This is a genomic window from Microbacterium sp. LMX7-1.2 (assembly GCF_040675935.1).
In the GTDB taxonomy this organism is placed as follows: domain Bacteria; phylum Actinomycetota; class Actinomycetes; order Actinomycetales; family Microbacteriaceae; genus Microbacterium.
The window spans coordinates 2413210-2438236 of record NZ_JBEGIL010000001.1; the positions used below are offsets into that span (position 1 = coordinate 2413210).

Genomic DNA, 25027 nt, shown 5'->3' on the forward strand with positions numbered 1-25027 from the left:
CGGGAGGCTGCTGGTATCGGTGACCGGCGTGGGCCGCACCGACGTCAGAACCGCGGGACCAGGAGGTCGGCACCGCCGCGGAGCGCGGAGCGGTGCGCGACGATCCCCGGCACCGTGATGCTCGCTGCGCGGTGCGCGTCGATCGTGGGAGAGCGATGCTCGACCACCGCCGAGACGAACTCGTGCACGAGGTGCGGGTGCGATCCGCCGTGCCACGCGTGCAGGTCGACCGGTGGGCGTCCGCCGGGAGGTGAGTACGTGCCCTTGCGCGTGTGCGGGCGCAGAGACATGGGCAGGTCGCCGAACCGATCCGGGATCTCGGCGGCCTCGCGCGTGATCGGGCGTCCGCGGTGCGCGCCGTCGGCTGGTCCGGCCGTGTACGTCACGGCGGGTTCTCCCTCGACCGACGGCCACTCCATCGCGCCGTGCTCGCCGTAGACGTTGAACCCCTCGGTGTAGGCCCGTGCGTTCTCGAAGAACGACACCGTGACCTGCGCGACCAGGGGCTCGGGCGTCGACAGCTCGAACAGGGCGGCCTCGAGGGGGAAGGGGTTGTCGCCGGGCCCGCGGTGGGCGTCCCGCAGCGTGCCGGAGCCGAGGCAGCGCACCGACTGCGCCGACGCCTCCGCGAGTCCGAGCAGCGGGGCGACGATGTGGGTCGCGTACTCCATCGGCGCGTACCCCATCCAGTAGGCCGGGAACCCGTCGAGATCCTGTATGTGCGTCCCGCTGAGGTAGGTCAGGCGGCCGAGGGTCCCGGTGTCGCGCAGATGCAGGGCATGGAGGTACTCGCGCTGGTAGAGCGCCGTCTCCATCATCATGTACCGGCCGGGACCGGCGTCCGCCGCGTCGATCACGCGTTCCACGTCGTCGAGCGTGGTCGCCATGGGAACCGCGCTCGCGCAGGAGCGGCCGCTCGCGAGCACCAGCAGCGTCTGCTCGACGTGGAACCGCACGGGGGACAGCAGGTGCACGGCATCCCATCCGCCGCCCGCGAGCGCGTCGTCGAGCGAGGCGAACTCGTCGTCGACCGCGAGCTCGGCCGCCACAGCCGAACGACGGGAGGCGTTCGGCTCGACCAGCCCCACCCGACGCACGGCGGGATGCAGCGCATAGAGCGGGAGGAAGTCGCGGCCGAACCCCGCGCCGACGACGAGGACATCGATCATCGCGGCGGGGTCGCTCCGAGGTCCGGCACCGGGGCCGTTCCTAGGTGCACCTCCAGATCGTCGGCGGAGGGCGTCCGGGGTCTGCGGGCAGTGGGGCGATCGAGGTAGAACATCGCGGTGGAGGCGATGTCGTCGCGCAGCGGGAGGTACCGCCATCCGCTGCGCCAGCCGAGCGCCTGGATGTCGACCTTTGGGATGCCGGTGGCGAAGTGGATCGGGTCGAGCAGATGCCACCGGTACATGCCGAAGCGCTGCTGGCTCACGTAGAGACCGTCGGGTCGGATGATCTGCGGCATCCCGAGGTACGGAGTCGAGAACGCCGTGTACCCCTGACCGGGAACATCGAAGTTCCAGGCACCGCCGAAATAGTCCTCGGTGCCCGTGCCTGCGATGGTCGGGTAGTCGGTGTCGTCGTCGAGGTAGAACTTGATCTCGCCCTCGCCCCACCAGCCGTTGGAGTTCACGCCCCAGGCGATGTATGTGCCGACGTACTGGCCCTGTCCCTCGATGCCCTCGAGGATCACGTGCGGGGTGAGCTCCTCCAGCGGGTTGGACCGGCGCCACTGCGCGTGGAAGTAGGCGTCGTTCGAGTAGTCGCCGCCGATCTCGTAGGTGATCTGGAAGTAGATGCGCACGTCGACGACCGAGGTGTTCTCGATCGTGAGACGCGCGCCGTCGCGGAACGGCATGGGCCAGTACGAGTTGAATCCGCCGTGCGGGTTGGCGGCGATGGTCTGCGAGTCGACCTGCGCGAAGACGCCCCAGCCGTTGCAGAAGAAGTCGCCGTAGGGCACCTCGACGGCGGGCTCCTCCGACCCATCCCAGTAGGCGCGCAGGAGCAGGGTGCGCCAGTTGTCGGTGTGGGTCGTGATCCAGATGTGCGTGATCTTGCCCGCGCCGTCGATGTTCGCGAGGTCGAACGTCTCTCCGGGCTTGACGTCGACGCTCGGCGAGATCTTCCAGCCGGGGCCGAGGTCACGGGCGCATTCGGCGCCCGTGCCGTCGGTCGCCCGGCCTCCGCCTCCCGCGGATCCGTCGAAGTTCTCGGGGGAGATCGATCGTGTCTGCACGGATCGCAGCGCTGCGATGCTCGAGAGGTCGGAGGATGCGTGAGTCATGGCCGCCAATGTAATCGATTTCAGGGTGGAACACCAGAGATCGACTGCTCGCGCGCTACTGTTGCTTCAGATCCGGCTCGGCCCGGCACGGCAATGAGGTTCGAATGGCCACCATCTACGACGTCGCGGAACTGGCGGGAGTGTCTCCCGCCACGGTCTCTCGCGTCTTCAACGGCACGAGCGTGTCGGAGGACAAGGTGGCGGCTGTGCGCGACGCCGCCGCGAAACTCAGTTTCACGCCGAACCGCACGGCGCGGTCGCTGCGCCGGCAGAGCTCCGAGGTGATCGCCCTCGTGATCCCCGACATCGAGAACCCGTACTTCACCGAGATGGCGCGCGGCGTCGAGGACGTCGCCTCGGAGGCGGGCTACTCGGTCGTGCTCTGCAACTCCGACTCCCAGGTCGAGAAGGAGGGGACATACCTGCGCATCGCGATCGCCGAGCACATGTCCGGTGTCATCATCGCGACCGCCGACGAGACCACGAACCTCGACACGATCCTCGCGACCGGCCGTCCCGTCGTCGCTGTCGACCGCAGTACGTCCTACGACATCGACGGGGTCGTGATGGCCAACAGGGCCGCGGGGACATCCGCCGCGAGAGACCTGCTGGATGCCGGATACCGCCGTATCGCCTACATCGGCGGTCCCGAGCACATCGACACGGCCGCCGAGCGCGCGGCCGGGTGGCGCGCGGCGCTCACCCGCGCCGAGCCCGAGCTCGACGTCGACGAGCTCGCCCGCTTCGCGTCCTTCCGCGTCGAGGGCGGACGCGCGGCGATGGAGGAGTTGCTGGCTCTGCCCGAACCGCCGGACGCCGTCGTCGCCGGCAACAACCTCATCGGCGTCGGCGCGATCCAGGTGCTGACGGAGCGTGGCCTCACGCCGCCGCGTGTAGGCGTCGCGGTGATCGGCTCGCTGCCGTTCACGACGCTCTCGCCGAGCGCGGTGACAGTCGTCCGGCTGCCCGCTCGGCACATGGGCGTGACGGCAGCGCGGATGCTGCTGGAGCGCATCGGCGGCGATACGCAGCCGTCCCGCACCGTGGTGCTGCGCAACGAGATCCAACCGGCCAGCGCCTCTCGGCCCTGAGACGCTGGGGCCCCGCCCGACCCCGCGCACCGAGTCAGCCGATATTCCGGTAGACATCCGATCACCTTCTTGCGCGTTGAAATCGATTTCGCGTACAGTTGCGAGAGATTTCAGAATCACCGGCTCAGGTTTCAAGGAGGACACCATGCGCTGCACCCTCGGGGTGGACATCGGCACATCCAGCAGCAAGGGCGTGCTGGTGGATGCTGATGGCGCGATCGTCGCCACCGCGACCCGGTCGCATGACGTCTCCCGCCCCCGCACGGGTTGGGTCGAGATGGAAGGCGATGTGTGGTGGGACGAGTTCGTCGCCATCGCCCGCGAGCTCCTCGCTGCGGCCCCGGACGCCGAGGTCGCCGGAGTCGGCGTGAGCGGCATGGGCCCGTGCATCCTCCTGGCGGACGAACACGATCGTCCCGTCCGTCCGGCGATCCTCTACGGCGTCGACACCCGCTCCACTGCGCAGATCGAGCGGATGACTGTCGAGCTCGGCGAGTCCGAGATCACGCGCGTCGGCGGATCGACTCTGACCTCGCAGGCCGGAGGACCCAAGCTCGTCTGGGTCGCCGACGAGGAGCCCGGGGCCTGGCAGCGAGCGCGCCGCGTGTACATGCCGGCTTCCTGGCTCGCCCGCCGCCTCACCGGCGCCTACGCGCTCGACCACCAGTCGGCCAGCCAGGTGTCCCCGCTCTACGACATCGAGCGCGAAGCGTGGCACGACGAGTGGTGGCAGCGGTACGCGTCGTCGATCGAGCAGCCGCCGCTGCTCTGGGCCGGAGATGTCGCCGGCACCGTCACCGCCGCCGCGGCGGGGGACACCGGCATCCCCGAGGGCATTCCCGTGATCGCCGGGACGATCGACGCGTGGACCGAGGCCGTGAGCGTCGGAGCGCACGAGGTCGGCGACCTCATGCTCATGTACGGCACGACCATGTTCCTCGTCGCGACGGGTGAGGAGACGCTGCGTACGCCGTCGATGTGGACTACGGCCGGGGCCTTCGCCGGAACGAGGAACCTGGCCGGGGGTCTCTCGACCTCCGGAGCGCTCACCGGCTGGCTGAAGGAACTCACGGGCGCCGACTACCCGCAGCTGCTCTCCGAGGCGACCGCGTCGGGTCCCGGGGCGCGTGGGCTGCTGATGCTCCCGTACTTCGCGGGTGAGCGCACCCCCATCCAGGATCCCGATGCCCGCGGTGTCATCGCCGGACTCACGCTCGCCCACACCCGGGGCGACCTCTACCGCGCCGCCCTTGAGGCGACCGCCCTCGGAGTCCGTCACAATGTCGAGACCATGCGCGCCGCCGGCGCCGACATCCGGCGCATCGTCGCCGTCGGGGGCGGTACGCAGGGGCGGCTGTGGCTGCAGATCGTCTCCGACGTCACCGGCCTCGTGCAGGGCGTACCGGCGACGACGATCGGCGCGAGCTACGGCGCTGCCTTCCTTGCCGCGGTCGCTGTCGCCGTCGATGCAGTGCCGAAGATCGCTGCGTGGAACCCCGTGACCGAGACCATCCGTCCCGACGACTCGCTCCGTGACCTCTACGATGAGCTGTTCGACCGCTACACCCGCCTGTACCGCGAGACGGCGGGCGTCGTGCACGAGCTCGCCGCCGATCAGAGAGGCGCGTCGGCATGACCCGCCGCGCGCGCGGCATCCCGCATACCTCGCAGGCGACCGCCTTCCCGCTCGGCGGAATCGGCACCGGGAACGTGTCGATCGGCGCACGCGGCGAGTTGCGCGACTGGGAGTTCGAGAACCTCCCCGACAAGGGGCGCCGCAATCCGCACTCGTTCTTCTCGATCCATGCGGCGCCCGAGGGCGGCAACGCCGTCACCCGCGTGCTCGAAGCGCGCCTCACCGGTCGGCATGACGCCGACGCGGGGTACGCGTTCGACCAGCTCGCCGGCCTGCCCAGACTCGACGGCGCGACCCTGCGTGGAGAGTACCCGGTCGTCGATGTCGACTTCATCGACCACTCCCTGCCGGTCGATGTGTCGCTGCATGCCTTCACGCCGCTCGTGCCGCTCGACGCCGACGCATCCGGCATCCCCGCCGCCGTGCTCCGCTACCGTGTGACGAACCCTGGACGGGCCGCCGTCGCCGTGACGGTCGTCGGCAGCGTCTCGCACACGGCGGGACGAGGCGCGCCGGGGCCCGACGCGCCCTGGGGCATGCGCGGCACGCAGCGGGTGCGCTGGCGCGAGGAGGAGGGGCTGCGCGGCCTCGACTTTGACATCGACCTGCCGGAGGACGACCCCGGGTACGGCACGCTGAGCCTCACCACCGCAGACGAGTCGACCACGGTCAAGCCGCAGTGGGTCACGAGCTACTGGCCCGATGGTGCTCGGCTCTTCTGGGACGACCTCGCCGCCGACGGCCTGCTGCAGCCCGAACCGCGCCTGACCCTCGAAGACCGGCCGCGCGGCCTGTTCGCCGAGCTGGACGCCGACCCCGACGCCGCACCGCTCACCGAGGAGCAGATGCTCGCGAAGCTGCCCCGGCTGCGCACCGGGTCGCTCGGCATCGTGCACACCCTCGAGGCGGGCGAGAGTCGCGACTTCGAGTTCGTGCTCGCCTGGAGCTTCCCCAACCGTCGCAGCGGTTGGCACGGGCACATCGTGTTCGACGACCCGGCCGCGGGGATCCTCCGCAACCACTACGCGACGCTCTGGCCCGATGCGTGGAGCGCGGCCGCGCACCTGCACGCCGAGCTCCCGAATCTGGAGCGATCGACGGATGCCTTCGTCGAGGCGCTCTACGGCGGGAGCCTCGACCCGGCGCTGGCTGACGCCGTCGGCGCGAATGTCGCCGCCGCGCGGTCGACGACGTGCTTCGTGGTCGAATCCCCGCATCCCGACCTCGGCGACGGGCCGGTGTTCGCGGCGTGGGAGGGATCCTTCGACCACAGCGGGTCGTGCGAGGGCACCTGCACACATGTGTGGTCGTACGCACAGACACTGGCGTGGTTGTTCCCGTCGCTCGAACGCAGTGCGCGCCGCGCGGAGTACCTGCTCGAGACCGACGATGCCGGCGCGCAGAAGTTCCGGGGGAACCGGCTGCTGGGCGGACCGTCGTGGTTCATGAGCCCCGCGGTCGACGGTCAGCTCGGCACGCTGCTGCGCCTGCACCGCGAGTGGAGGTTCAGCGGTGACGACGACTTCCTGCGCGAGCTGTGGCCGGCTGCCGTCCGAACCCTCGACTACGCCGCGGCGGAGTGGGATCGCGACGGGGACGGCCTGCTCGACGGTGAGATGCACAACACCTACGACATCGAGTTCCACGGCGCGGAGCCGCTCGCCAACGGCATCCATCTCGCCGCGCTGCGGGCGGGGGCGCGGATGGCCGAACATCTCGGCGAGGTCGACCGCGCCGCGACGTGGACGCGCCGCGCCGACCACGTCGCGGCGGCGATGGACGACGTCCTCTGGAACGGCGAGTACTACCGCCAGGTGATCGACGACGTCGATGCGCACCGCTACCAGTACGGCGACGGCGTGCTGTCTGATCAGCTGCTCGGGCAGTTCCACGCGTTCGTCAACGGCCTCGGTCACATCCTGCCCGCCGCGCACATCGACTCCGCGCTCGCCGCGATCGTCGCCCACAATCTCCGCGACGACCTCTCGGCTCAGGAGAGCACGCAGCGCGTGTACGCCCTGAACGAGGAAGGCGGACTGCTGCTCGCCTCCTGGCCGCGCGGCGGCCGGCCGACGATCCCGTTCGTCTATTCCGACGAGGTCTGGACCGGCATCGAGCATCAGGTCGCGGCATCGCTGCTCTACGTCGGCCGCGTCGGCGAGGCGTTGCGGATCGAACGAAGGCTGCGCTCCCGCTACGACGGTGCACACCGCAACCCTTGGAACGAGATCGAATGCGGCAACCACTACGCGCGGTCGCTCGCGTCGTGGGCGCTGCTGCTCGGCGCGAGCGGGGCGCAATGGGACGCCCCGACGAAGACGCTCTCGTTCGCGCCTGCGGGCGGAGGCTCTTTCACGGGCCTCTTCACGACAGGCACGGGATGGGGGCGCGTCGAGATCGACGACGACGCTCTCGTGCTGCACATCGATGGCGGAGAACTCACCGTCGCCGAACTCGTGCTCCGCGACCGCTCCATCGCCGAAGGGGTTCGGCTCGGCGTGGGGGAGACACACCGCGTCGAACTCGCCCGAACAACCGCGGACACCGCATCCGCTGATTCTCCCCACTCGACCAGCACCACCACCAGCACTAGCACCACCCGCACCACCGGAGAGGCATCATGACCACCTACACGCTCCCCGCCCCGGCATCCCGTCCGGCGTCCGCCCCGAAGACCGCCTACCTGATCGCCTCCGGCGACCTGCGCGAGGCCGCCAACACCGGCGGCTGGCCCGTGCAGGTCGAGCTCGAAGCCGGGGTCACCGGCGTCTTCCGCGATCTCGGCTGGTCCGTGATCCGCGCGAACGAGGTCGACCCCGCGACCGGACACGGCTTCATCTCCAGCCAGCGCATGGGCCTCGAGGTCTTCAAGAACATCCCCGTGGATGCTCCGCTCATCGTCGCCGAGGCCGTGTGGCAGTACTCGCACCACGTGCTCGCCGGACTCCGCACGCACGAGGGTCCGATCCTCACGGTCGCGAACTTCGCGGGCGACTGGCCCGGCCTCGTCGGGCTGCTCGGCCTGAACGCCGGCCTCACGAAGATGGACAAGCCCTACGCCACGATCTGGTCGGTCGACTTCACCGACGACTGGTTCCGCGACGGCATCCGCGAATGGACCGAGACCGGCACCATCACGCACGACGCCTCACACGTGCGCGCGCTGCCCGAGCTGCCCGACAGCCCCGAGAAGCAGCTGGGGGAGGCGCTCGCCGCCGAGCTCCTCGCTGAGAAGGCCATCATCGGCGTGTTCGACGAGGGCTGCATGGGCATGTACAACGCGATCTTCGACGATGAGCTGCTCAACAAGACGGGCATCTACAAGGAGCGCCTGTCGCAGTCGGCGCTGTACGCCGAGATGCTGAACGTCACCGAGGCCGAGGCGGATGCCGCGTACGACTGGCTGATCGACGCCGGGATGACGTTCGTGTACGGGGAGGACGCCGCGACCGACCTCACCCGCGAGCAGGTGCAGTGGCAGCTGAAGATGTACATCGCCGCGCTCCGCATCGCCGACGACTTCGGGCTCGACGCGGTCGGCATCCAGTACCAGCAGGGCCTGAAGGACCTCGTGCCCGCATCCGACCTCGCCGAGGGCATCCTGAACTCGACCGAGCGCCCGCCGGTGACCTCGCGCGACGGCTCGCGGGTGCTGCACGAGGGCCGCGCGTTCCCGCACTTCAACGAGGCCGACGAGGGCGTCGCGGTCGACGCGCTCGTGACCGACCGGGTGTGGCGTGCGATGGGCCTCGTGCCCGACAACACGCTGCACGACGTGCGCTGGGGCGAGGACTTCGACGGGCAGTTCGTGTGGGTCTACGAGATCTCCGGATCGGTGCCGGCGTCGCACCTCGGTGGATGGCAGAACGCCGAGGGATGGCGTCAGGGGCACGTCTTCTTCCCCGCGGGCGGGGCCACGATCAACGGCGTCTCGAAGCCCGGCGAGCTCGTGCTCTCGCGCGTGTTCATCGCCGACGGCATCCTGCAGGCCGACATCTTCCGCGCCTCGGTCGTCGAGCTGCCGGCCGAGGAGACGCAGCGCCGCAAGGACGCCACGAACCCCGAGTGGCCGATCGCGCACGTCGTGCTGCACGGCGTCTCACGCGACCAGTTCATGGCCCGACACAAGGCCAACCACGCGCAGACGGTCTACGCGCCCGACGCCGAGACGGCCGACAAGGCGCTCATCGCGAAGGCGGCAATGCTCGACGGCATGGGTATCAAGGTCAATCTCGTGGGAGACGTGAAGATCTGAGTTCGAGGACGGCGGAGGGGCGGATGCTGCGGCATCCGCCCCTCTTCCGTCCCGCGGCAGCCCCTTTCGAGCGCTTCACTTAAGCGATATAGTCGCTCGCACGTCGCACCGACGCGACGTGAGATCGACAACGACGCCGAAGGAGAAGCTCCACCATGAGTCAGCCGAACGCCCGTACATCCCTCTTCCGACGATGCCTCGCGGCCACCGCCGCGGTAGCGCTCACCGCCGTCGGAGCACTCGCCGCTTCATCCGCCGCCGCCGACGACACGGCAGCCGAGGACACGAAGCTCGCGGTCTACGTCGAAGTGAACTCTAACGATTTAGCGAACGTCGCCGACTATCGGCTCGCCGACTCCGGGAAGCCGGCCGTCGACCTCGCGATGATCTTCGCCGCCAACATCAACTACGACGGCGAGAAGGCCTACCTGCACTTCAACGAGCGCGTCACCGAGACGCTGCAGGACGCGGAGAACCAGATCCGCCCGCTGCAGGCACAGGGCACCAAGGTGCTGCTCTCGGTGCTCGGCAACCACCAGGGCGCCGGATTCGCGAACTTCTCGAGCTACGCCGAGGCCGACGCGTTCGCGGCCGAGCTCGCTGACGCCGTCACAACTTACGGACTCGACGGCATCGACTTCGACGACGAGTGGAGCCAATACGGTGCGAACGGCACGCCGCAGCCGAACGCCCAGTCCTTCGGATGGGTGGCCTCGGCGCTGCGCGACCGCCTGGGACCCGACAAGCTCATCACGCTGTACGCGATCGGCCCGTCGTACACCACCACCGACTTCGGGGCCTTCGACGTCAGTGCCACGCTCGACTACGCGTGGAACCCGTACTACCCGACCTACGACGCCCCGACCGTCCCGGGACTCGACGACCGCAGCCGTATCGGCGCCGCGGCGATCGACCTGTCGAACACGAGCGCGGCGACCGCAGCGGACTTCGCCCAGCGCACGGCCGCCGACGGGTACGGCGTCTATGTCGCGTACAACCTCACGTCGACGAATCAGGCCTCGCTGATCTCGGGCATCACCGAGGCGATCAAGGGCGAGGCGACGGTGTACGCGCCGCAGTGAGCCCGGGCCGACCTCAGGCCGGCTCGCCGGGCCCATCCAGGTCGAACAGCTCGAGCTGACGGATCGTGACCTCGGCCTCCGCCCGCACGCGGAGCGCCGAGGTCACGACGCGGGCGGCGAGCGTGAAGGGCGTGGTGCGGTCGGCGGGGAGGTCGATGTCGGCGGTGACGGCGACCCGCTCCCACCCGTTGGCCGTCTCGGCCTCCCACGCGAGCGTGGTCGAGGATGCCGCGGCCACGGTCGTCACGGAGACGTCGCTGACCGCTCGAGCCTCGGCGAACCGCCAGCCGATCCACTCGCCCCGACCGAGCGCCACCCCGTCGGCGCCTTCCGGATCGCCGTCGTCGAAGGCGCGCTCCGCGTGCCGGACGCGCTCCGATGCGATCGGCGCGCCGCCGCCGTCCGAGCCTGCGGTCAGGTCGGGGCGCCAGGGCGCAGCATCCGTCTCCCTGGGTTCTCCGAGCCAGCCCTCGGGATCGTCGCCGAACACGAGGTCGAGCACGACCTCGCCGGCGGCAGAGTCGACGAGAGCATCGACAGGCAGTTCCGCCGTCGGGAGGGGGACGCCGTTCAGTCGCGCCTCCCGCAGCACGTGCGCGGTCGGCGAATCGCGGATCGAGCGGATGCGCAGCGTCGGCCCTCCTCCTCGATCGACGCGGACGTCGTCGAACAGGGGTGAGCCGATCAATAGCGCGCCTGAGGCGAGCTCCAGCGGGTACAGCCCGAGCGCGGCCCACAGCCACCAGGCGCTCATCTCGCCGTTGTCCTCGTCGCCGGGGAAGCCCTGGCCGATGTGCGCGCCCGCGAACAGGCGCGCGGCCAGCTCGTGCACGGTCGCGCCCGCGCGCCACGGCTGATCCGTGAACGCGTACATGTACGGGATGTGGTGCGCGGGCTGATTCGAGATCGCGCACATTCCGGAGCGCAGAGCACGGGCCTCGCGCTGCTCGTGGATGACCGTGCCGTAGGCGCCGCCGAACCGCTCCTCGGCGGTCTCGGGCTCGGCGAACAGCGCGTCGAGGTGCCGGCGCAGGCCCGCGCGGCCGCCGTAGAGGTCAGCCAGCCCGTCGCCGTCGTGCACCGCGCCGACCGACATGCCCCAGGCGTTCGTCTCGACGTTGTCACCGCCCCACGTGCGCGGGTCGAAGGGCTCGGACGAGAACGATCCGCGGTCGTCGCGGCCTCGGAAGAACCGCGTCTCGGCGTCGAACAGCGCGCGGTACGACAGGGCGCGGTTCGCGAAGTAGCGCGCGAAGGCGAGGTAGCGCGCGGCATCCGTCTCCGAGGTCTCCGGGGCGTCGGCGAGCTGTGCGGCGAACCGGCCGAGAGCGGCGTCGCTGATCGCGTTCTCGATGCTCCAGCTCATGCCCTCGGGCATGGCGGAGGCGATGAACCCCGCGAACCGGCCCCGGTCGATGCCCTTCCGCCCGCTACGGGCGTCCGGGCCCGGCTCGCAGGCGTTGCGCCAGCCGCTCTCGAACGCCGTGCGGTGGTCGAAACCCACGCCCCAGCGCGCGGCATCCGCGAAGATCTGATCGCTCGATGTGCCCACCATGCTGTCGACGTAGCCGGGGGCGCTCCACCGCGCCATCCATCCGCCGCGGCGGTACTGCTCGAGCTGTCCGTCGAGCAGGCGTCCCGCGAGCGTCGGGTCGAGCAGGGCGAGGCCCGGCCACTCCGTGCGATACGTGTCCCAGTAGCCGTTGTTCACGACCAACTCGCCCGCCGCGACCGGAGCGCTCGTGCGCGTCTGGCCGAACGGCGTGCGTGCCGCGAAGACGTCGGCGAAGGCGGATGCCGGGACGTCGGGCGACCCGGTCTCCTCGGCCGCGGTGTTCGGATAGAGGTGCATGCGGTGCAACGCGGCGGCGATCCGCGCCCGGTTCTCCTCGTCGGCGAGCCCGCGATACGGTGCGTCGACCTCGGGTAGCGGCGGGATCGTGACACGACCGAGGAGCCGGTTCCAGGATGCGGCGGCGTCGGCGCGCAGCTCGTCGAACCCGGTCGCGGCGTGGAGTTCCAGGGCGAGACTGCGCTCGGCCTGCTCGATCGACAGGAACGACACGGCCACACGCACCTCGAGCGATCCGTGGCCGGCGACGAAGCCGGCCACTCGTCCGCGACCGGCGTCGTCGAGTTGCCCGCTCTCGGCGGGGCCCTCGAGCACCCGGCCCGCGAAGTAGCACCGAGGTGCGTTGCCCCAGTCCTCTGCACCTTCGGGGATCCAGCCCGTGAAACCGTCGGCCTCCGTCCAGCGGAGCCGCCCCTCGTCCGTGAGCTGATCGAGCACGAACCCGACGCGGGCGTCGTCATCGGCGCCGGTCACGCGGAACGCGGCTCCGTGCACGGTCGCCGTCATCTCGACGTGAATTCCGGAGCCGCGCCCGTCGTGGAGCTCGACGGCGTACTCGTGCGGTCTCGCCCGCTCCGATCCCGGCACGATCCAGCGCCGCCTCGCGGCGTGATCCGAGGCCGGGGCGCCGGAGAACGGCATGAGCTGCAGCACCGAGCGGTCGCCGATCCACGGACTCGGCTGGTGCGAGAACTGCAGCGCCTCCAAGCGGCGGCCCTGCGGATCGTCGTGCACGAAAGGGCGGTACGGCCAGCGCGCGTCGGCGGCGTCGGTCGCCGGGGTCACGAACGTGAAGCCGTGCGGACGCGCGACGGCGGGGATCGTGTTGCCGCGCGAGAACCGCGCACCCGAGTGGGTCCCGCGGCGTGTGTCGACGCGTTCGACGGGAGGGAGGTCGGATGCCGCGCCGACGCGCTCCTCGACCAGCACCTGCACGAATCCGGTCACCCGGGCAGGAAGGCCCGTGACGGCGACGAGTGACTCCGCGCCGAACACGACCTCGACCGTGCCGGATCGACCGGCGACCGGCGCGAGAGACACGGTGTCGGCGTTCCACTGCTCGGGCATGCTCCAGCGCGCCGCGAACTGCGACTCCGGGGTGATCGGGAAGCCGTAACGGTCGCGCACCTGTGGATCGTCAGTGAGACGCGCGCGGTCGTCGAGGCGCACGTCGACCGTGACAGCGAGCGCGGCGTGCGGAGCGAGCGCAGCCTCCGCGCCGTCGGCGTAGAACGCCCAGTGCAGCACCGTGTCGGTTGTGATCGCGAGGGCGTCGAGACCGGGCACCTCGAGGCGCTGCGGTCCCTCGGCCGGGTCGAACGAGAACGCGAACACCGGCGCCGCAAGGACACCCGTGAACGGCTTCGACGACGGCGGGTCCGCGGGCCCGTCCGCCGCCGTCAAGCGGGCGTACGTCACCCCTTGACCGCGCCTTCCTGCACGCCCTTGAAGAAGAAGCGCTGCGTGAACGAGAACATGATGACGATCGGCACGAGCGCGATCATGGTCCCCGCCGCGATCAGACGCGGATCCACCGAGAAGCTGCTGTTCAGGTAGGCCATGCCGACGGTCAACGTGTACTTCGACGGATCGGAGAGCACGATGAGCGGCCACAGGTAGTCGTCCCAGGCGCCGATGAACGCGAAGATCGCGACCACCGACACCATGCCGCGGATGTTCGGCCACACGATGTGACGGATCCGCTGCCACGTGGTCGCGCCGTCGACCGTCGCGGCATCCAGCACGTCCTTGGGGATCATGCGGCACGCGGTCGCGACCAGCAGCACGTTCATGGCGCTGATCGCCCCGGGCAGGAACACGCCCCAGAGCGTGTCGGCGAGGCCGAGCGCGCGGATCGTGAGGAAGTTGCTCGTGACGGTGACCTCGCCCGGGAAGAGCAGGGTCGAGAGCAGGATCGCCATGACGATCCACTTGCCGCGGAACCGCATGCACCCGAGCGCGTACCCGGCGAAGGTCGCGAGCACGACGTTGCTGAGCACAGTGCCGACCGACACCAGCAGCGAGTGCCAGGCGTACAGGTAGACCGGCACGATGTCGGCGACCGTGACGTAGTTGCCCACGGTCGGCTCGCGGGGGATGAGGTTCGGCGGGAACGAGTAGATGTTCTCCTGCGGGCCCTTGAACGAGGTGGAGAGCTGCCAGACGAACGGGCCGATCACGAGGAACAGCACGAACACGAGCAGCGCGTAGCGGCCGATCAGCCCGCCGAGCGTCGGCTTGCTGAAGTCGCCGGACCCGCGGCGACGGAAGATCCGCTCGCGGGATGCCGGTGCCTCGGCGTCCTCGTTCGATCGGGTGTCGTCGGTGCGGGGACGGTCCAGGATGCTCATGCGGGAGCCTTCGCCTTCTTCTCGCGGTTCATGAAGGCGATCGCGGCGAGCGGGATGAGCGTGAGCAGGAAGAGTGCGACGCTGATCGCGGAGGCGTAGCCGATGTTGCCGTTGAGGCCGGAGCCGACCTGCCGGATCAGCATCACGAGCGAGATGTCGTAGCCGCCGGGACCTCCCGTGCTCTTGGAGAGGACGTCGAGCTCGGCGAAGACGCGCATGGCCGACACCGCGATCAGCACCGCGATGAGGAGCATGGCCCCGCGCACGGACGGGATCGTGACGGAGAGGAAGCGGCGGAAGGACCCCGCGCCGTCGAGCATCGCGGCCTCGTGCAGCTCCTTGCCCACGTTCCCCAGGGCGGCGAGGTACACGACCATGTAGTAGCCGAGGCCCTTCCACACCGTCAGGAGGATCGCGCAGCCGAGCAGCAGCCACCGGTCGACGAGGAACGCGACGGGACGGTCGACGACGCCGAGGAACTCGAGCGTCTGGTTGATGATGCCTCGACTGTCGAACAGCCAGGTCCAGATCAGGGCCACCACGACGACCGAGGCGATCACCGGGAAGTAGAACGTCGTGCGGAAGAACGAGATCCCCGGCAGCTTCTTCTGCACGAGCAGTGCGAGCAGCAGCGGCAGGATCGTCAACAGGGGCACGCACACGACCACGTAGATGAGGCAGGTGGTCAGGGCGTTCCAGAACATCTCGTCGCCGAGCATCCGCTCGTAGTTCGCGGCGCCGACGAACTCGGGGGTGCGCAGCGGCTTCGCGTCCGTGAAGCTGAGGACGACGGTGTTGAGGAACGGCCAGAGCGCGAACACCAGCACCCAGATCACGGCGGGAGCGAGCAGGAGCCAGGGGGTGAACCACCTGTGCGAGGTGATCCCGCTCATCCGCCTCCGGATGCCGGTGTCCGCGGCCATGCTTACTGGTCCACCCGGTTCGCGTTGGCGTACTCGACGATCTTGTCGAGCTGCGTCTTCGGGTCGGCCTCGCCGTTGATCGCGAGGGCGATCTGCTGGGTCATGTAGGTCGCCATGTCGGAGGTCCACTGGAACGGGATCGCCTTGGCGTCCTGCATCGCGGTGAACACGGTGTCGATCGCGGCGAGCTGGGTCGGGTCGGTGACCGAGGCCGAGATGTTGTCGACGACGGTGTCGCCGCCCGAGACGGTGCCGGGGGCGGTGCCGACGGCCAGCGACGAGAAGGCGATCTGGTTCTCCTCGTTCGTCACGAACTCGGCGAACGCCAGGGCGGCCGCCTTGTTGTCGGAGTCGGCGGAGATGTTCAGCCCCTGCACGTACAGGGGAGGGATGCCGAGCCGCGGCGTCGCGACCGTGGTCGCGAGCAGAGCCGGAGCGTCCTTCTGCAGGTCGGTCGTGAAGCCCGTGCCTCCGGTCGTGAAGGCGACCTTCTCCTGGATGTACGCCTCGGCGTTGCCGCCGTAGTCGCCCGTGAGGGCCTCCGCGGGCATCGCGCCTGCGGCGTAGGCGTCGGCGTACGCCTGGACGATCGCCGCGGCCTCGTCGGTGTTGAAGACGAACTCGCCCTTGTCGTCGATGACCTCGATGCCCGCGGACGTGAAGGTGTCGAGCCCCGGGATCGACGACAGCAGCTGCACCTTGCCGCCCGATTCCGAGGCGACCTTCTCCGCCAGCGTCAGCAGCTCGTCGACCGTGGTGGGGAGGTTCTGCTCGGTGACGCCGTAGGGCGCGAGCTGTGCCAGGTTCCACCACGAGGCGTCGCTCGAGAGGTACCAGGGGAGTCCGTAGGTGCCGTCGACGCCGGGGTACTCGCTGTACGAGTCCCAGGCACCGGTGTTGTAGACGTCCTTGAGGTCGGCGTCCGCCGCGTTCACGTCGAGCAGCTTGCCGGCGGCGACCAGCGGGTAGGCGATGTCGGGCGGCAGGTTGAGGACGTCCGGAAGGGTGTCGGCGTTGGCCTGGCTGAGGATCTTGTCCTGGTAGCCGTCGCCGGGCTGGTCGAGCCACTCGACCGACACGTCGGGGTGCTCCTCCTCGAAGGCGTCGATGATGTCCTCGAAGTAGGGCGTGAACTTCTCGTTCTTGAGCGACCACGTCTGGAACTGGATCGATCCACTCAGCTCGCCGGACGTGTCGATGGGTCCGCTGTCTCCGCCGGCACCGCCGCCTCCTCCGGTGCAACTCGTGAGCGTCAGGACGCCGATGCTGAAGGCTGCCACCGTGGCAATGCGTGTCGGGATTCTCATCGTGCTTCTTCCTCGAGGCGGTCGATTCGACGTCGGTCCGAACGTGGACTACAACGCTTTAGCAGATGAAACCATCGGATTCGGCGCATGTCAAGGCCGTTCGGGACGAACAGCTGTCGTGGTTCGCTCGACGGTATGCAGGTTGTTGCTCAAGCGTTATAGTGGTCCGATTCGTCCTCGTCGGAGGACCCCGTCGGAAAGGTCCGGACCATGACGCAGCGCGGCGCCCTCGATGCTCCCCTGAGATTCGGGGCGAACTACACGCCGTCCAAGGACTGGATGCACTCGTGGCTCGACTTCGAGCCCGACGACGTGCGCCGCGACTTCTCGGCGCTCGCCGAGCTCGGCCTCGACCACGTCCGGGTCTTCCCGCTGTGGACGGTGCTGCAGCCGAACCGCACCTTCATCCGCGACCGGGCCGTCGCCGACGTCCGTGCCGTGGTCGACATCGCGGCGGAGTTCGGGATGGATGCGAGCGTCGACGTGATCCAGGGGCACCTGTCGAGTTTCGACTTCGTGCCCGCCTGGCTCGGCACCTGGCACGACAAGAACATGTTCACGGACCCGAAGGCCCTGAGCGGACAGGTCGCGCTGGTCGACCGTCTCGGTCGCGCGCTGGGCGACGCGCCGAACTTCCTCGGCCTGACGCTCGGCAACGAGGTCAACCAGTTCTCCGCGCACACGCATCCCTCGCCCTGGCCCGTCACGCAGGACGAGGCCGGCGGATGGATCTCGGCGCTGCTCGATGCCGCCGAGCAGGCCGCCCCCGGACTGCCGCACGTGCACAGCGAGTACGACGCCGTCTGGTACATGGACGATCACGGGTTCACCCCCGCGCACGCCTCGCGCCTCGGTGCGATGACGACGATCCACTCCTGGATCTTCAACGGCACGGCGCAGCGGTACGGCGGGCGGTCGGTGGCCTCCGACCGGCACGCCGAGTACCTGATCGAGCTCTCCCGCGCCTTCGCGACCGACCCCGAGCGGAGCGTGTGGCTGCAGGAGGTCGGCGCCCCGTCGAACTGCCTCACCGACGACGAGATGCCCGGATTCCTCGAGGCCACCGTGCGCTCGGCCGCTCGCACCGAGAACCTCTGGGGCATCACCTGGTGGTGCTCGCACGACGTGAGCCGCGAGCTCGGCGACTTCCCCGAGCTGGAGTACTCGCTCGGTCTGATCGATCAGTCCGGCGCGGCGAAGCCGCTCGGTCGTCGCCTCGCCGAGCTCATCCCCGACCTGCGTCGACGCACGCCTGCCCCGGTGCGCGACACCGCGATCGTCGTCGAGGTCGACGAGCGCGAGGTGCCGGTGAGCCGGGCGGCGCTCAGCCCCGGCGGAGCGGTGTTCCAGGCGTGGGTGGATGCCTGCGCGAGCGGTCTCGATCCCGCACTCGTCACCTCGCGCGACGCCCTCGACCCCGTGGCGCTCGACGCGCGCGGCATTCGTCGGCTCATCCACCCCGACACGGCGGGGAGCGAGGTCAGCCGCTACGGCTCCGTCAACACCGTCGTGCAGGCCTGAAACGCGGCATCCGAGCCCGCCATCCCGTAGGTGCCGTCAGCCCGCGGGTGCCGGCGGGGCCGTGCTCTCGCGCACGGTGAGCGTCGGCGTCGGCCCCTCGACGCTGGGAAGATTCGCGCCCGCCTCGATCTGCTGCAGCAGAAGTGTCGCCGCGCGCTCGCCGAGTTCGAAGGTGTCGCGGGTCATCGCGGTGATCGAGGGGTTGATGAGTCCGGCGATCACGGAGTCGTCGAACGACGCGAGCGACACGTCGCGCGGCACGTGGCGGCCCATCTCCTGTGCGACCCGCAGCCCCGCGACGGCCATCACGTCGTTGTCGTAGACGATCGCGGTCGGGCGTCGGCGCCCCGACAGAAGGGTGCGCGTCACGGCAGATGCTCGCGGGGGCGAGAAGTCGGTGGTGATGACCTCGCCCTCGATGCCGTCGGCCGCCATGCGCTCGAGCACCTCGGCGCGCAGTCGGGTGTGCTCGAGCTCGGCGGGTCCGGCGACGTAGGCGATGCGCTCGTGACCCAGTGCGGCGAGGTAGGAGAAGAGAGCCTCGGCCACGGTGTCGTCGCCGATCCAGACGCTCGGCACGGCACCGTCGGGGGACGGCTCGGAGCCGATCATCACGGCGCGGGCGTCGAGCGCCAGGATGCGCTCGCCGCGGGGATCGTCGTCGCGCGGGTCGATGAGGATGATGCCGTCGACCTGATTGGACGAGCGCCACTGCCGGTGCACCTCCATCTCCTCGGCGATGCCGCTCACGAGTCGCAGCTGCAGGCTGACCTTGTTCTCGGAGAGTCTCGATTCGATGCCGGCGATGAGGTCGGTGAAGAAGGCCTCGGAGCCGAGGGAGCGAGCGGGGCGGGCGAGGGCGAAGCCGACCGTGTTCGCCCGTGCGCCCACGAGTGCGCGCGCCGCGGAGCTGGGCTGCCACCCGTTCTCCTCGACGATCGACAGGATGCGCTGCCGGGTCTCCTCGCTCACGCCGGGGCGGCCGTTGAGGGCGAAGGAGACGGCGCCGGGCGAGACACCGGCCATGCGCGCGATGTCGGCGATCGTGACGCGTTTCGCCGGGCTCATAGTCCCTCACCCTACTTGATCGGTTTAGCCTCCAGGACAAGAAAGCCGTATCGTTTCGACCGAGATGCTAGATCGTTTTAGTAAATCGGATAGCATCGTCGGACGACACCGCATCGCGGATGTCCGCCCCCTCACCGTCGAGCCCGGAGACCACCCCCATGCATGACGACACCTCGCTCACCGTCGGACGCGTCAAGCGCGTGCTGGACGAGCGGATCCGCCCGGCCATCCACTCGGCATCCGTGCCGCTCGAGATCGCCGTCCACGAGCTCCCCGGCGAGCCCATCGCCCCCGGCGACGGACTCGCGCTCGTGTTCGCGCCCGCGTCGGTTCCCGCGCCGTGGGGACCCGCCTGGTCGACCACCTGGTTCCGCCTCACCGGCGCCGTGCCCGCCGACTGGGCCGGCCGTCGCGTCGAGGCCGTGGTCGACCTCGGCTTCGACATCAACATGCCGGGCTTCCAGTGCGAGGCTCTCGTCTACCGTCCCGACGGCTCTCCCGTGAAGAGCGTCAACCCGCGCAACCAGTGGGTGCCGATCGTCGAGACGGCTCAGGGCGAGGAGCCGGTCGAGCTCTACCTCGAAGCCGCGGCGAACCCCGTGCTGCTCGACTACCACCCCTTCCTCCCGACGCAGCAGGGCGACATCCGCACATCCTCGCCCGATCCGCTGTATCGCACCCGGCGCATCGACCTCGCGGTCTTCGAGGAGCAGGTCTTCGAACTCTCGCTCGATCTCGAGGTGCTGTTCGAGCTGCAGGCCGAGCTGCCGGCGACCTCGCCCCGTCGCATGCGCATCCTCCAGGCGCTGGACGACGCCCTCGACGTCCTCGACCTGCAGCGCATCGTCGAGACCGCACCGGATGCCCGGGCGCAGCTCGCGGACGTCCTCGCGGCGCCCGCCGAAGCGAGCGCCCACCGGATCTCGGCCGTCGGGCACGCGCACATCGACTCCGCGTGGCTGTGGCCGGTGCGCGAGACCATCCGCAAGGTGGCGCGCACGACCTCCTCCATGACCAGCCTCATCGAAGAGCAGCCGGACTTCCTCTACGGCATGTCCAGCGCGCAGCAGTACGCGTGGATCAAGGAGCACCGCCCCGAGGTGTGGGAGCGGGTCAAGGCCGCGGTCGCCGACGGGCGCTTCCTGCCCCTGGGCGGGATGTGGGTCGAGTCCGACACCGTCATGCCCACGGGCGAATCGCTCGTGCGGCAGTTCTCCTACGGTCAGCGCTTCTTCGAGCGGGAGTTCGGCATCCGCTCGAAGGGCGTGTGGCTGCCCGACAGCTTCGGATACTCGCCCGCTCTGCCGCAGCTCATGCGTCGGGCCGGATTCGAGTGGTTCTTCACGCAGAAGATCTCGTGGAACCAGCAGAACGTCTTCCCGCACCACTCGTTCCTCTGGGAGGGGATCGACGGGTCGCAGGTGTTCACGCACTTCCCCTCGATGGACACCTACAACTCGCAGCTGAGCGGCATGGAGGTCGCCAAGGCCGCCCGCCAGTTCAAGGAGAACCGCGTGTCCTCGCGGTCGATCGCCCCGGTCGGCTGGGGAGACGGCGGCGGTGGCACCACGCGCGAGATGACCGGCAAGGCCCGGCGCCTGCAGGACCTCGAGGGCAGCGCGCGCGTCGAGTGGGAGCATCCGGACGCGTTCTTCGACAAGGCCCGGGCCGAGATCCCGCACCCGGCGGTGTGGGTCGGCGAGCTCTACCTCGAACTGCACCGCGGGACGCTCACGAGCCAGCACGCCACGAAGGCGCTGCACCGCTGGGCCGAGCACGCGCTCGTCGAGGCCGAGCTGTGGGCGGCGACGGACTCCGTGCGCACGGGCGCCGCCTATCCGAAGGCCGAGCTCGACCGGCTGTGGGAGTCCGTGCTGCTGCACGAGTTCCACGACATCCTCCCCGGCACCTCGATCGCGTGGGTGCACCGTGAGGCCGTCGAGGTGCTGACCGGCGTGCTCTCGGATGCCCGGGACATCGCGGATGCCGCGCGGCGGTCTCTCGCGGGCGAGGGCGACCGTGCCCTGCGCTTCACGCCGAGCTCGGTCGGCGCCGGACGCGCACTCGGGGCGTCCTGGGTCGAGGAGTCGTCGGAGCCACCGGTCTCGCTGAGCGAGGAGTCCGGCGGGTGGCGGCTCGAGAACGAGCTCGTCACGGTGATCGTGTCGGCCGAGGGCCTGATCGTGTCGGCGGTCGACAAGGGCACCGGACGCGAAGCCGTCGCGGAAGGCCGCGCCGCCAACCTCTTCCAGCTGCACCAGGACTTCCCGAACATGTGGGATGCGTGGGACATCGACCGCTTCTACCGGAACAGCGTCACCGACCTGACCGGGGTCGCGTCGATCACGGCATCCCTCGTCGACGGCGTCGCGACCGTGACGGTCGTGCGGGAGTTCTCGGAGTCGACCATCACCCAGGCGATCGCGCTGGCCCCGGGATCGCGCACCGTCACGCTGCGCAACGACATCGACTGGAATGAGACCGAGAAGCTGCTCAAGCTCGCCTTCCCTCTCGACGTCCAGGCCGCGCACACCGAGGCCGAGACGCAGTTCGGCTACCAGGCGCGTCCCACGCACACGAACACGAGCTGGGAGGCGGCGAAGTTCGAGACCTCGATGCACCGCTTCGTGCTGGTGCGGGAGGCGGACTTCGGCGTCGCACTCGTGAACGACTCGATCTACGGCTACGACACCTCGCGCGACGTCGACGGCGACACCGTCACGACGACCGTGCGGCTGTCGCTGCTGCGTGCGCCGCGGTTCCCCGATCCCGAGACGGATCACGGGCATCACGCGATCGAGGTCGGCTTCGTGATCGGCGCGGACGCCGAGATCGCGACCGCCGAGGGGATCGCGTTCAACGCCCTCCCGAGCCTGGTGCGCGGCGCGCGCGAGGTCGAACCGCTGGTCGCGGTCGAGGGTCGCGGCATCGTCGTGTCGGGCGTGAAGCTCGCGGACGACGGCTCGGGCGACGTGATCGTGCGTCTCTACGAGGCCCTGGGTCGGCGGACGACGGGCACGCTCACCGCCGGTTTCGAGCACCGCGAGATCCGCGAGGTCTCGCTCATCGAGGACGCACTCGACGACGCGCGCATCGGCGGCGAGCTGACGCTCCGCCCGTTCGAGGTCCGCACGCTCCGCATCGTGCGCTGACACCCGCTGCCCCGGCGCGCGGGGCGGCGGGCTCAGCGCGCTGAGCGGAACGCTGCGTAGTCGGCGAGCGAGACCTCGGCGTAGCCGCGTGCCCAGTCGAGGATCGCCGTCGCGACCGCCCGGCCTCCGCCGATGTACCCGGCGACCCGCGTGGCGGTGACCGACTGGCTGTGCGCTCGCGCGACGGTCGCCGCGCACGCCTGCGCGTAGGTCACGAACGGGCCGTCGTCGAGCTCCTCGACGTCGACGCTGCCCTTCATGTCATGGAACTGGCGGGCGTAGAAGTCGGCGACGGGGCTGCGGAGGTGCCCCAGGAACGGATCGGAGAGCGCCTGCAGGATGCGCTGCATCGCGACGACCCTGGCGCCCTCGCCGTGCGCGCGGATCAGCTCGCTCAGCTGCCGCGGCTGCTCGACGCGGCCGTACTCGACCAGCACGCTCTGCGCGGCCTGCTTGGGCTGCATGAGCAGGGTGTTCCCGTCGCCGTCCTGGAAGAGCACGAGGAAGCACCGGGTCCCGACGCTGCCGACGCCGACCACCCGTCGGGCGACGTCGCTCACGGTGTAGTGCTCGAACAGCAGGGCGACGTCGGCGTTCACGGTGCGGCGGTACTGGCCGACGAGCTCGTGCACCTGCGCGCGCTGCTGCTCGTCGATCGGCGTGGTCGTGGGCTCGTCGACGAGGAAGCGGCGCCGGCCCTCGGCATCCGCTTCCGTGAGTCGGCGCACCGCGCGGTCTCCCGTGCGCTTCTGCGCCTGCGCGACGGCGCTGCGGATCGCCCGCCGGGACTCCTTGTCGAGCATCCCCTTCGTGGAGTCCACGTCGAAGTGCGTGAAGTACCGCGCGGTCGGGCTGAGCGTGCTCGCCCGGCGGATGCCGCGCACGTACGCGGTGGTCGCCGCCAGCGCCGCCGCGTCGATCACCGAGTCGGGGCGTCCGGTCGCCTGGCCGCCGATCACGATGCTGGCCACGAGGCGCTTGACGTCCCATTCCCAGGGCGCCCAGGCGGCCTCGTCGAAGTCGTTGAGATCGAACATCAGGCTGCGCTGCGCCGAGGCGTAGAAGCCGAAGTTCGACACGTGCGCGTCGCCGCAGGAGGCGACGAGGATGCCGCTGTGCGGCGCCTCGGCGAGATCGGCGGCCATCAGGGCGGCGGTTCCGCGGTAGAACGCGAACGGACTGGCGGACATGCGCTCGCTGCGCAGCGGGATCAGCTCGGGGATGCGCGAGCGGTTCTGCGCCTCGAGGATGCCGAGCGGGTCGCGGACTGCGGTGGAGAGCTCGGCGAGCGTGCGACGCGGCGTGCGCGCGCGGGCCTCGACGCCGGCGGAGATCAGCTCCGCGGAGCTGCGCGGCGCGGTCCACGCGACGCTCATGGTGGACCACTCTCGGTGCTCATGCGGCCATTGTGGCAGTCGGCGCGCAGGAGGACGATAGCGGCATGGCGACCATCGAGGACGTGCGGGCGATCGCGCTCGCCCTGCCCGGCGTGACCGAGCGCACGGGCGGCCACACCGGCGAACCCGGGTGGCGGCTCCCGAACGGTCAGATCGCGTGGATCCGCGGACCGAGCGCGACGGATCTGCGCCAGCTCACGGCCCTCGGTGTGACCTGGCCGGAGGGCCCGGTGCTGGGTGTGCGGGTTGGCAGCCTCGAGGAGAAGGAGGCGCTGCTCGCGGCCGAGCCCGGTGCGCTGTTCACGATCCCGCACTTCGACGGGTATCCGGGTCTGCTCGTGCAGCTCGACGTGATCGATCGCGACCGGCTCGCCGAGATCATCGCGGACGCGTGGCTCGAGCGCGCTCCGGTGCTCGTCGCGAAGAAGTGGCTGGACGAGCGCGGCCTGGCGTGATCCGGCTCATGCGGGGTCGAGGCGCAGGACCTCCGGCGACTCGCCGCCGGTCAGCTCGTCGGCGACGCGGATGCTGCGGGCGAGGTCGTCGAGGGCCGATGCGAGCGTGCCGAAGCGCTCCCGGTCGCTGCACACCGCGGTGAGGGTGATGAGATGGGTGCCCGTGTCCCACGTGTACGTCGTGAACGGCGGGGAGGCGGGCGACGGCGGCATCGCCACCACGAGCTTCTCTCCCGCACCGAGCCAGCGACTGCGGAACGACTCGGTGTCGTCGTAGTCCATGGGCATGGATGCTCGGGCGATGCGCACCTCGGGGGTGAGGGTCTCTACGGTCGCCATCGCGACGACGAGCTCCGGATCGGCCTTCCAGGTCCACACCAGCACGCGCCCGTCGGCGCGCTTCATGAGCAGCGGTGCCGCCTGGCTCATCGCCCACGCGCCGAATCGGGACCCCGGACGCTCGGTCGCGCCGAGTGCCGCGTTCGCCTGGCCCAACAGCATCCGGATCGCGGCTTTGCGGTGGCGGCGGCCCTTCCAGCCGAGAGAGTCCGTCACGGGGATCCACTGCTGGGGGTCGGCGTCGGCAGTCAGTCGCATGTCTCCACGCTACGGGGGAAAGCTGCGGGATGCGCAGGAATCGGGTCTGCACG

Annotated in this window: 17 protein-coding genes; 8 read left to right on the top strand and 9 right to left on the bottom strand. The window is 70.0% G+C overall.

The window, feature by feature from the left end:
• Nucleotides 1-44: 44 nt before the first annotated feature.
• Both MRBLMX7_RS11850 and MRBLMX7_RS11855 read right to left on the bottom strand, forming a co-directional pair.
• Nucleotides 45-1169 (bottom strand): Gfo/Idh/MocA family protein, encoded by a 1125-nt coding sequence (locus MRBLMX7_RS11850; RefSeq protein WP_363368741.1) that lies wholly within the window; start codon nt 1167-1169, stop codon nt 45-47.
• Nucleotides 1166-2287 (bottom strand): glycoside hydrolase family 172 protein, encoded by a 1122-nt coding sequence (locus MRBLMX7_RS11855; protein ID WP_363368743.1) that lies wholly within the window; start codon nt 2285-2287, stop codon nt 1166-1168. The genes MRBLMX7_RS11850 and MRBLMX7_RS11855 overlap by 4 nt, the downstream gene beginning before the upstream one ends.
• A 104-nt stretch (nt 2288-2391) precedes the next feature.
• Here MRBLMX7_RS11855 and MRBLMX7_RS11860 point away from each other — a divergent pair, with 104 nt between their 5' ends.
• The 5 genes from MRBLMX7_RS11860 to MRBLMX7_RS11880 all read left to right on the top strand — a co-directional run bounded on the left by MRBLMX7_RS11860 (nt 2392) and on the right by MRBLMX7_RS11880 (nt 10351).
• Complete coding sequence (locus MRBLMX7_RS11860) at nt 2392-3378, top strand: LacI family DNA-binding transcriptional regulator (protein ID WP_363368745.1); 987 nt, start codon at nt 2392-2394, stop codon at nt 3376-3378.
• 145 nt (nt 3379-3523) lie between these two features.
• On the top strand, nt 3524-5014 hold the full coding sequence (locus MRBLMX7_RS11865; protein WP_363368747.1) for an FGGY-family carbohydrate kinase: 1491 nt from the start codon (nt 3524-3526) through the stop codon (nt 5012-5014).
• Entirely contained in the window at nt 5011-7638 is a 2628-nt protein-coding gene (locus tag MRBLMX7_RS11870) for a GH116 family glycosyl-hydrolase (RefSeq protein WP_363368749.1), read from the top strand. Before MRBLMX7_RS11865 ends, MRBLMX7_RS11870 begins: the two co-directional genes overlap by 4 nt.
• Entirely contained in the window at nt 7635-9269 is a 1635-nt protein-coding gene (locus MRBLMX7_RS11875) for a fucose isomerase (RefSeq protein WP_363368751.1), read from the top strand. Before MRBLMX7_RS11870 ends, MRBLMX7_RS11875 begins: the two co-directional genes overlap by 4 nt.
• Nucleotides 9270-9424: 155 nt before the next feature.
• Entirely contained in the window at nt 9425-10351 is a 927-nt protein-coding gene (locus MRBLMX7_RS11880) for an endo-beta-N-acetylglucosaminidase H (RefSeq protein ID WP_363368753.1), read from the top strand.
• Between the two features lie 13 nt (nt 10352-10364).
• Here the strand turns inward: MRBLMX7_RS11880 and MRBLMX7_RS11885 are convergent, their stop codons facing one another.
• From MRBLMX7_RS11885 to MRBLMX7_RS11900, 4 genes are read right to left on the bottom strand one after another with little or no spacing between them, the layout of a single operon-like run.
• Nucleotides 10365-13622 carry a GH92 family glycosyl hydrolase gene (locus MRBLMX7_RS11885; protein ID WP_363368755.1) on the bottom strand — a complete coding sequence of 1086 codons (3258 nt, stop codon included), beginning with the start codon at nt 13620-13622 and terminating at the stop codon, nt 10365-10367.
• Nucleotides 13619-14554: a carbohydrate ABC transporter permease gene (locus MRBLMX7_RS11890; RefSeq protein ID WP_363368757.1), complete on the bottom strand. Its 936-nt coding sequence runs from the start codon at nt 14552-14554 to the stop codon at nt 13619-13621. Before MRBLMX7_RS11890 ends, MRBLMX7_RS11885 begins: the two co-directional genes overlap by 4 nt.
• Nucleotides 14551-15477: a carbohydrate ABC transporter permease gene (locus MRBLMX7_RS11895; RefSeq protein ID WP_363368759.1), complete on the bottom strand. Its 927-nt coding sequence runs from the start codon at nt 15475-15477 to the stop codon at nt 14551-14553. Before MRBLMX7_RS11895 ends, MRBLMX7_RS11890 begins: the two co-directional genes overlap by 4 nt.
• A gap of 2 nt (nt 15478-15479) precedes the next feature.
• Complete coding sequence (locus tag MRBLMX7_RS11900; RefSeq protein ID WP_363368760.1) at nt 15480-16784, bottom strand: ABC transporter substrate-binding protein; 1305 nt, start codon at nt 16782-16784, stop codon at nt 15480-15482.
• Between the two features lie 210 nt (nt 16785-16994).
• Here MRBLMX7_RS11900 and MRBLMX7_RS11905 point away from each other — a divergent pair, with 210 nt between their 5' ends.
• On the top strand, nt 16995-18305 hold the full coding sequence (locus tag MRBLMX7_RS11905; RefSeq protein ID WP_363368762.1) for a glycoside hydrolase 5 family protein: 1311 nt from the start codon (nt 16995-16997) through the stop codon (nt 18303-18305).
• 36 nt (nt 18306-18341) lie between these two features.
• On the opposite strand, the gene MRBLMX7_RS11910 is transcribed toward MRBLMX7_RS11905, so the two are convergent.
• Complete coding sequence (locus tag MRBLMX7_RS11910; protein WP_363368764.1) at nt 18342-19373, bottom strand: LacI family DNA-binding transcriptional regulator; 1032 nt, start codon at nt 19371-19373, stop codon at nt 18342-18344.
• 158 nt (nt 19374-19531) lie between these two features.
• On the opposite strand from MRBLMX7_RS11910, the gene MRBLMX7_RS11915 reads away from it, so the two are divergent.
• A complete protein-coding gene (locus MRBLMX7_RS11915) occupies nt 19532-22525 on the top strand; it encodes an alpha-mannosidase (protein ID WP_363368766.1) in 2994 nt (997 codons plus the stop codon).
• Between the two features lie 32 nt (nt 22526-22557).
• Here the strand turns inward: MRBLMX7_RS11915 and MRBLMX7_RS11920 are convergent, their stop codons facing one another.
• Entirely contained in the window at nt 22558-23901 is a 1344-nt protein-coding gene (locus MRBLMX7_RS11920) for a DUF2252 domain-containing protein (RefSeq protein ID WP_363368768.1), read from the bottom strand.
• A gap of 65 nt (nt 23902-23966) precedes the next feature.
• Between MRBLMX7_RS11920 and MRBLMX7_RS11925 the strand changes: the two genes are divergently transcribed.
• On the top strand, nt 23967-24377 hold the full coding sequence (locus tag MRBLMX7_RS11925) for an MmcQ/YjbR family DNA-binding protein (protein ID WP_363368770.1): 411 nt from the start codon (nt 23967-23969) through the stop codon (nt 24375-24377).
• 6 nt (nt 24378-24383) lie between these two features.
• Here the strand turns inward: MRBLMX7_RS11925 and MRBLMX7_RS11930 are convergent, their stop codons facing one another.
• Complete coding sequence (locus MRBLMX7_RS11930) at nt 24384-24974, bottom strand: hypothetical protein (RefSeq protein WP_363368772.1); 591 nt, start codon at nt 24972-24974, stop codon at nt 24384-24386.
• Between the last annotated feature and the right edge of the window lie 53 nt (nt 24975-25027).